An 8,238-nucleotide genomic window follows, 5' to 3' on the forward strand; every position below is an offset into this window, starting at 1 on the left:
ATTGTCGCGGCGGGGCCGGATCTCGGCGGGCGGGGCAACCCGCCTCATCCCCGCGGCCGACGGCTGGTGGGCGCTCACGCTGTCCAGGCCCGACGACGTCGACGCGGTACCCGCGCTGGTGGAATCAGCTGAGCAACAGGAGGATCCATGGTCCGCCGTCGAGCCGTGGGCCGCCGGCCGGCCCGCCGCCGACGTGGTGGAACGCGCGAGATTGCTCGGTTTGCCGGCGGCCCGCCTCGGGGAGGCCGCCGCCGCCGAGCCCGCCGTGCGCCGCGTTGGAGGCGCCGCCGCGCCACGCGTCTTGTCGGACCTGCTGGTCGTCGACCTGTCATCGATGTGGGCGGGACCGCTGTGCGGGCAACTCCTTCGGCGCGCGGGTGCCACCGTCGTCAAGGTGGAGACCACGGCGAGGCCGGACGGCACCAGGGCCGGCTCACCCGCCTTCTTCGACTGGATGAACACCGGAAAGCTCTGCTACGTAGCTGATTTCACTGATGATGGGCCGTTGCGAGCGCTGCTCGAAGCGGCGGACGTCGTCATCGAGTCGTCGCGGCCATCGGCGTTGCACCGCCGCGGTCTCGGCGCGGACGACGTCACGGCCAGGGCCGGGCGGGTGTGGGCACGGATCACCGGTCACGGTGCGGGCGGGGAGTGCGCCACCTGGACGGGGTTCGGAGACGACGCCGCAGTGGCGGGCGGACTGGTGGGTCGCAGCAGCGATGGGCCGGTGTTCTGCGGCGACGCGATCGCCGATCCGCTCACCGGCATGCACGCGGCCCTCGCGGTGGCCGAGTCGCTCGCCCGCGGGGGCGGCGAGATCATCGACGTGGCGATGGCCGCGGTCGCTGCGACGTACGCGGCCCTGCCAGAGACTCGCGGTGGCGGTGACTGTCCCGCACTGGTTCCCGCGGCACCCGATCCGCACCCCAGGGCGTCGGACCTCGGAGCCGACCACCGACTCGTCGAGCGGCTGATCGCCGAACGGAGAATGACCACTTGCTGATTCAACGTGTGCACCTTCTCGATGGCACCGTCACCGACGTCAGGACCGATCACCGGATCATCGAGGTCGCTCCCGACCTGACGCCGGCCCGCGGTGAGTCGGTGTTCGACGCGTCCGGGTGCACCGTCATCCCAGGGCTGCACGACCACCACGTCCACGTGCACTCCGCAGCGGCCGCCACCGCATCGGTGAGTCTGGATCCGCGGAACACCCATGGCCGCAACGGCCTTCGGGCTGCGCTCGCGACCGCGCTCGTCGGCGAGGACGGCTGGATCCGGGCCGTCGGCTATCACGAGGCAGTCGCGGGGGAGCTGGACCGTGCCACGCTCGACGAGGTGTCCCCGCCGGTGCCGGTGCGCGTGCAGCATCGCAGCGGAATCCTGTGGACGCTGAACTCGGCAGGCTTGGCGCGCGTCGGCCTCCCCGACCATCCCGATGGCCGGTTGCGCAGCGCCGACCCGGGCTGGTCCAGCGCGTTGGCGCGACGAGAGACCGGTCTCTCCGACATCAGCCGCCGGCTGGCCTCCTACGGCGTCACCGGAATGACCGACGCCACACCAGATCTCGACGTGGGCGACGTGCTGAGATTCGCCGACTCGCACCGCCATGGCGAGCTCCTGCAGCGGGTGCACTGCCTTGCGCCTGGCAAGCGGATCCTGCACGACGAGGACCTGGACCTCGACGGGCTGATCGACTGGATCGGCGACCGGCACGGCGCGGGTGCCGCCGTCGCCCTGCACTGTGTCACCGCACCGCAACTCGTCGTCACGATCGCCGCACTGCGTGCGGCGGGAGCTAGGCCCGGCGACCGCATCGAGCACGCCGCCGTCGTACCCGACGACTGCCTGACCGACCTCGCCGACCTCGGGGCGACCGTTGTGACGCAGCCGAACTTCGTCGCCGAGCGCGGCGACCAGTACCTCGCCGACGTGCCGAGCGACGAGCATCACCAGCTGTGGCGGGTGGCGTCGCTGATCGCGGCCGGGATACCGGTCGCGATGTCGACGGACTTTCCCTTCGGCGACCTCGACCCGTGGGCCGCCCTGCGAGCCGCGGTGGGTCGGGAGACGGCGTCCGGCACCGTCCTCGGCCCTCGGGAGCGGATCGACGCCGCCGCCGCGCTGACGATGTTCTTCGGCACGCCGGAACATCCGACCAGGCTGCGCTCGGTCAGCGCCGGCCAGCCCGCCGACCTGTGCGTGCTCGCCGGCACGCCGGGCGACGTGCTGAACGAGCTCGACGCGGGGCTGGTCGTGGGAACCTACATCGAGGGTCGCGTCGTGTACGAGCGCGGGTGACGGTGGCAACGACTAGCGTCACGCATCTGAGTATGTGGAAATAAACTCAGCCCAACTGACATTGGACGTGGGCATGGAGCACTTCACCTTCGGCCGGAACAACGGGCTTCGCGTATCCGCACTCGCGCTCGGCGCAGGCAACTTCGGCACCCGCTGGGGGTACGGCGCCGACGCCGACGCGGCCCGCGCGATGGTCGACCGATTCGCCGAAGCCGGCGGCACCGCGATCGACACCGCCGCGAGTTATCAGGTCGGAGAGTCGGAGGAGAACCTCGGCCGCATCCTGGCGGGTAGGCGCGACCAGTTCACGATCGCCACCAAGTTCGCCATTGGTGGCGCGTCCGACGGCAGCGGCGTTCTGCAGACGGGCAACGGTCGCCGGGCGATGTTCCGCTCGGTCGAGGACAGTCTGCGCCGCCTCGACACCGACTACATCGACCTGCTGTACGTGCACTTCCCCGACTTCGTCACCCCGATCGAAGAGATCGTCCGTGCGTTCGACGATCTCGCCAGTGCGGGCAAGATCCTCTATGCCGGGCTGTCGAACTTTCCGGCCTGGATGACGTCCCGGGGAGTCACCCTGGCCGAATTGCGGGGCTGGACCACGATTTCGGCCGTGCAATTCGAATACAGCCTCGTCGAGCGCAGCGGCGACCGGGACAACCTCCCGATGGCCGAGTCGCTGGGAGTCGGTGCTGCACTGTGGTCACCGCTGGGCGGCGGACTGCTGACCGGCAAGTACCGCAGCAGCAGCGCGGGCAGGCTCACCGAGTGGAATCGGTTGGTGCACGCGGAGGACGAGCCGGTGAAGGCCGCGACCGTCGACGCCGTGATCGAGGCCGCGGGCCATCTTGGGGTGCCACCGGCGCGCGTGGCGGTGGCGTGGTTGCTCGAACGCGCCAGGCGGTCGCCGACGGGAGTGGTGCCGGTCATCGGCCCGCGTACGGTCGAGCAGCTCGACGATTACCTTGCCGCTCTGGACGTCGATCTGGGCGCGGAGATCTACGACCGGCTGGATCAGGTCAGCCGCGTCGCCCTCGGCCAGCCGCACGAACAGAACCTGGAGCGACGGACGACGGCTCTCGGCGGCGAGGGTTTCAGGCCTCCGCCGATTCCCGCTGCGTGAGTCTCTCTCGCAACCAGGCGACCTGACTGGCGAAGAACGCCCGTGACACAGGCGCTTTCGGGACCACCCCGTCGAAGCCGTGAAACGCGCCAGGCACGATCTCGACTTCGCAGGGCACTCCCGCCGCCTTCAGCCGTTCGGCGTAGGCGAGGTCCTCCTGGTGGAACAGGTCGTTCGTCCCCACCCCGACCCAGGCCGGCGGCAGGCCACTGAGGTCGTCGTGGCGGGCGGGTACCGCGACGTTCGGATCGGCATCCCCGAGATAACTGGACCAGCCGTAGACATTCGACTTCTGCGTCCACATCCGGTGATGGTGGTCGTCGAGTCCGTCCTGCGTCGCCGAACGGTCGTCGACCATCGGGTACACCAGCAGTTGCGCCGCGACGTTCACCTCACCTCGGTCACGGGCCAGCAGCGCCAACGCGGCGGTCAGCCCCCCGCCTGCGCTCGCGCCGCCGATCGCGACGCGCGTGGAGTCGACGGCGGGCAGGCCGGCCAGCCAGGTGAGTGCGCCGTAGCAGTCCTCGAGCGGGATCGGATACGGATACTCGGGTGCGAGGCGATAGTCGACGGCCGCGACCGTGATGCCCAGTTGCCTGGCGAAGCGGCGGCAGATCTCGTCGTCCTGCGCGGCACTGCCGATGACGTACCCCCCACCGTGAATCCACAGCAGGGCAGGCCCGTTCGCCGCTGCATCGGGCGGTCGGTGCAGGCGGACTCGGACACCCGAGGCCAGCGTCAGGACTTCGACGTCGGCCGGGATGCGCCGGTCCATCAGACGCGCCGCCACGCGGAACACCGGCAACGAGTTCGCGGTGATCATGCCGCGCGGCATCAACCGGGCGGTGCGCTTCAAGTCGGGGTGAAAGTCGGCCACGTTCTGACCTTACTGATCGCCGCGGGCGTGCGTGTCCGCTCCGACCTAGGCCGGCGGTAGTGGCTCCGGCGGCACGTATCCCGGCAGCGTGATCCGCGGGAGGCCAGGAATCTCGAGGATCCCAGGTGTCGGGGTGGGGCTGGTCTCGCTCTGCGGCGGCTCGGCTGCCGGCTCGGGCGCTGGCGGAGCCGTTGTCGTCGGCGGCGCGGGACTCCCCGTGGTGGTCGCGGTCGTCGTCGTCGACGACGGCGGGGGTGGAGGTGCCTCGGTGGACAGCGGACCCACCGGAATCAGGGGTTCCTCGTAGACGGGTGGTGGCGCGGGGTCGGACGTGCTCGGCGGCGGGGTCGTGGGTGGCGGGAGGTCCGCGGGCGACAGGGTTCGTGCGCTTCCCGTGACGGGCGTCCATCCCTGCTCGGCGGGTCGGCCGACGCCGCACGACACCTGCCTGCTGCCCGCCGACCAACTCGCGGGCGACACCGTGTCGTAGCCAAGGGTCAGTCCCGACGTACCCAGCTTGGCGGGCGCCAGGTAGGCGTCGGCCGTCCGCGTGCACGCATCGGCGATGAATGCCCGCTGATCGGCATCGGACGGCGGCCCGCCGGGGAACCGTTCGGCGAGACTGACGGCGCCAGTGACCTCGAGGCCGTGCGGTGCGGTGCACTCGACGGGAAGGTCGGTCGAGCGGTTGGACGAATCGAGGCCAAGGCAGGTGCCCGCCGGCCAGACCTTTGACTGGTCCAACTCGACGATGCGCCCCTTGAAGGGGACGGCCTTGCCGTCGGGGCCGAGGAGTTGGAGTCCGCACAGCAGGTTGCGTGCGCCGGTGCTGGTGTCGTCGGCGTCGCCCGCCCAGAGCACGCCGATCGTGAACCTGCTGTTCGGGTCGTAGCGGGTGCCGAGATATTCGCGCACGGCAAGCTGGCATGGCTCCCCGAAGCTGTTCATCCCGACGGGTTTCGCAACCTCGAACATGTGGTCGGAGCGGCACTGGACGAACGACGGCTTGTCGGGCGCATCCGGCGGCCAGCTCAGGCAGGTACCGGTTCCCGCATTGCTGAACACGATGCTGGCGCGGCTGCCGCCGTCGGCCGCGGTGCGCTTGTCCGGGGTGGACGTGAACAGCTGAATGACGCCACCGACGAGCAGAACGACCATCACCAGCGTCAGGAGCCCTCGGCGGTGCGCGCGGGCCCGTTGACGCTTGGCGTCACGGTCGCCGCCCGAGCACGTGTCTTCGAGCGCGGCGAGTACGGACGCGAGGTCTGGGGCGCCCTTGTCCGTGCGGGGACCCTTCACCGGTTGCGGCCCCGTCGGAGTGTCGGCACGTACCTGCTTTCAGCGACGGTGACCTGGCCGAATTTGCTAGCCACGGCAATAGAGCTTGGCACAGCCGGAGAGGTCCCGCCACGTCTGCGGCCGTACCGTGACCTGCTTCAATGCCATTCCGTGTCTCGATTACCAGTGAATCCACCACGTTTCCGACGCAGCCCGCGCTGCCTGGGAATCTGGTGAATTCACCGCATGTTCATGTTCCGGATGGACGAGGATGAAGCCCATTGGGGGCCCGTCGACCACGCGAGGTGAGCGTCATGGCACGAATCGACCTGACAGCCAAGATCCCGTTGATCGGAATGTCCATGGTGTTCCTGGCGATGGGCATCGTCGCCGTCACTGCCTATCTGCACGCAGGGTGGTGGTCGATCGTCGGGTACGGGCTGGCCGCCGTCATCGCGGTGTTCGGCTTCGCCTTCACGTTCCGCGACATCAACGATCCGTCCAAACCGCCGCCAGTGGTGCCGCCGTCGTCGAACGGAGCAACTCGATGAGTGCTGACGCCGAGCACACCGAGTACGACAACTCAGCACTGACCAGTGAGGACGCGGGTTACGAAAAAGGACTGAAACCGCGCCAGCTCCAGATGATCGCGATCGGCGGGGCGATCGGCACCGGGCTGTTCCTCGGCGCGGGCGGACGCCTCGCCAGCGCCGGTCCTGCGCTGTTCCTGGTGTACGGGTTCTGCGGGATCTTCGTGTTCCTGATCCTGCGCGCGCTCGGTGAACTCGTGCTGCACCGGCCGTCGTCCGGGTCGTTCGTGTCGTATGCCCGCGAGTTCCTCGGTGAGAAGGCCGCCTTCGTCGCCGGCTGGATGTACTTCCTGAACTGGGCGATGACGGCGATCGTGGACTCGACGGCGATCGCCACCTACTTCCACTTCTGGAAGGCGTTCGCGCCCATCCCGCAGTGGCTGATCGCACTGATCGCGCTGGCCGTCGTGCTCGGCATGAACATGATCTCGGTCAAGGTGTTCGGCGAACTCGAGTTCTGGGCCGCGCTGATCAAGGTCGTCGCACTGGTGACGTTCCTGGTGGCGGGGACGATCTTCCTGGCGGGCCGCTACAAGATCGAGGGGCAGTCGACCGGCTTCAGCGTGATCTCGGACCATGGCGGGTTGTTCCCGACGGGCCTCTTCCCGGTGGTCATCGTCACCTCCGGCGTTGTCTTCGCCTATGCCGCAGTGGAACTCGTCGGGACGGCGGCGGGTGAGACCGCCAATCCGGAGAAGATCATGCCGCGCGCGATCAACTCCGTCATCGCCCGCATCGCGCTCTTCTACGTCGGCTCGGTCTTCCTGCTCGGCCTCCTGCTTCCCTACACGGCGTACAAGTCGGGGGAGAGTCCCTTCGTCACCTTCTTCTCCAAGATCGGCATCGACGGCGCGGGCACGATCATGAACATCGTCGTGCTGACGGCCGCATTCTCCAGCCTCAACGCCGGGCTCTACTCGACGGGCCGGATCCTGCGGTCGATGGCCATGAACGGCAGCGCACCGAAGTTCACCTCGCTGATGAACAAGCGTGGGGTGCCCTACGGCGGCATCTGCCTGACGGCGGTGATCGGGCTGTTCGGCGTGCTCCTCAACGGGGTCGTGCCCGCGCAGGCGTTCGAGATCGTGCTCAACGTCGCCGCGCTGGGCATCATCGCCTCCTGGGGCACCATCGTGATCTGTCAGATCCAGCTGTACCGCTGGTCGAAGAAGGGGATCCTGGAGCGGCCGTCGTTCCGGCTGTGGGGCACGCCGTGGACCGGCTACCTCACGCTGGTGTTCCTGGCCGCGGTGCTGGTCCTGATGGCCTTCGATCCGCCGATCGGCACGTGGACCGTGGGGTCACTGGTACTCATCATCCCGGCGCTGGTGGTCGGCTGGTTCGCCGTCAGGTCGCGAGTGCTGGCCGTCGCGCAGGAACGCGAGGGATACACGGGTCAGTTCCCGGTGGTGGCCAACCGCCCGCCGCCGGGGCAGAACGAGTAGACAACTTTCAACAGTTGTCGTGTACTTGCCGGTAACCGGGGTACCCTCGCGAAATGACGGCTCGACCGGACACCCGGTACCCCGGACCCACGATGACCACGCGCCTGCGCTGGCTGATGAAGGCGGGACCGGCCGACTACTTGTTGGCGATGAGCGTCGCGGCCGCGTCGCTACCCGTGATCGGCAAGCACCTCGAACCCCTCGGCGGCGCCACCGCGATGAGCATCTGGGGCGTGCGGCACACGCCGGACTTCGTCGGCGCCGCGGTCAAGTCCTGGTTCACCCCTGGCATCGGTGAGATCAAGAAGCAGGAGCGCGACGCGACCAACGCCGTCACCGAGGCGGCGCTCCGCGGTGTGGTGCCTGCGAAGGACCTCGACGTCACCTGGCCCGCGCCGGACCGCACCCCGCCGGTGTGGAAGGCGTTCGAGCATCGCCGCAACGTCTACCGATCCTCGGTTCGCTACGGCGACAGTCCATCTCAGCTGCTCGACGTGTGGCGGCCCAAGGAGTTGCCCGCCCAGCCCGCACCGGTGATGATCTTCCTGCCCGGCGGCGCCTGGGTGCACGGCGGCCGGATCCTGCAGGGCTACGCGCTGATGTCCCATCTCGCTGAGATGG

Annotated in this window: 7 protein-coding genes and 1 pseudogene; 6 read left to right on the plus strand and 2 right to left on the minus strand. The window is 68.9% G+C overall.

Annotation, left to right across the window (positions count from 1 at the left end; genetic code table 11):
- The 3 genes from QOD90_RS28600 to QOD90_RS28610 all read left to right on the plus strand — a co-directional run.
- On the plus strand, window positions 1-1,003 hold a 1,003-nt coding region (locus QOD90_RS28600; RefSeq protein ID WP_526355469.1), incomplete at its 5' end, for a CoA transferase.
- A complete protein-coding gene (locus QOD90_RS28605; RefSeq protein ID WP_526355471.1) occupies window positions 997-2,301 on the plus strand; it encodes an amidohydrolase family protein in 1,305 nt (434 codons plus the stop codon). The genes QOD90_RS28600 and QOD90_RS28605, both read left to right, overlap by 7 nt.
- Window positions 2,302-2,374: 73 nt before the next feature.
- Complete coding sequence (locus QOD90_RS28610) at window positions 2,375-3,427, plus strand: aldo/keto reductase (RefSeq protein WP_526355473.1); 1,053 nt, start codon at window positions 2,375-2,377, stop codon at window positions 3,425-3,427.
- Here QOD90_RS28610 and QOD90_RS28615 read toward each other — a convergent pair.
- Together QOD90_RS28615 and QOD90_RS28620 are read right to left on the minus strand one after the other, a co-directional pair.
- Window positions 3,399-4,262 carry an alpha/beta hydrolase gene (locus tag QOD90_RS28615; protein WP_526355480.1) on the minus strand — a complete coding sequence of 288 codons (864 nt, stop codon included), beginning with the start codon at window positions 4,260-4,262 and terminating at the stop codon, window positions 3,399-3,401. The two genes, QOD90_RS28610 and QOD90_RS28615, sit on opposite strands and share 29 nt — an antisense overlap.
- An 87-nt stretch (window positions 4,263-4,349) precedes the next feature.
- Window positions 4,350-5,603 carry a septum formation family protein gene (locus QOD90_RS28620; protein WP_526355475.1) on the minus strand — a complete coding sequence of 418 codons (1,254 nt, stop codon included), beginning with the start codon at window positions 5,601-5,603 and terminating at the stop codon, window positions 4,350-4,352.
- 293 nt (window positions 5,604-5,896) lie between these two features.
- Here QOD90_RS28620 and QOD90_RS28625 point away from each other — a divergent pair, with 293 nt between their 5' ends.
- From QOD90_RS28625 to QOD90_RS28635, 3 genes and pseudogenes are all read left to right on the plus strand, one after another.
- On the plus strand, window positions 5,897-6,133 hold the full coding sequence (locus QOD90_RS28625; RefSeq protein ID WP_526355476.1) for a hypothetical protein: 237 nt from the start codon (window positions 5,897-5,899) through the stop codon (window positions 6,131-6,133).
- Window positions 6,130-7,617 (plus strand): amino acid permease, encoded by a 1,488-nt coding sequence (locus QOD90_RS28630; protein WP_526355478.1) that lies wholly within the window; start codon window positions 6,130-6,132, stop codon window positions 7,615-7,617. Before QOD90_RS28625 ends, QOD90_RS28630 begins: the two co-directional genes overlap by 4 nt.
- Window positions 7,618-7,670: 53 nt before the next feature.
- Window positions 7,671-8,238 (plus strand): annotated as a pseudogene (locus QOD90_RS28635) (alpha/beta hydrolase); the annotation flags it as partial.

Origin of the sequence: Mycobacterium sp. (assembly GCF_032161845.1) — a bacterium.
In the GTDB taxonomy this organism is placed as follows: Bacteria; Actinomycetota; Actinomycetes; order Mycobacteriales; family Mycobacteriaceae; genus Mycobacterium.

Coding starts and splice junctions, on each gene's coding strand:
- QOD90_RS28630 (WP_526355478.1), top strand. CDS start 6,130: ATGAGTGCTGACGCCGAGCACACCGAGTACGACAACTCAGCACTGACC.
- QOD90_RS28615 (WP_526355480.1), bottom strand. CDS start 4,262: ATGCCGCGCGGCATGATCACCGCGAACTCGTTGCCGGTGTTCCGCGTG.
- QOD90_RS28610 (WP_526355473.1), top strand. CDS start 2,375: ATGGAGCACTTCACCTTCGGCCGGAACAACGGGCTTCGCGTATCCGCA.
- QOD90_RS28625 (WP_526355476.1), top strand. CDS start 5,897: ATGGCACGAATCGACCTGACAGCCAAGATCCCGTTGATCGGAATGTCC.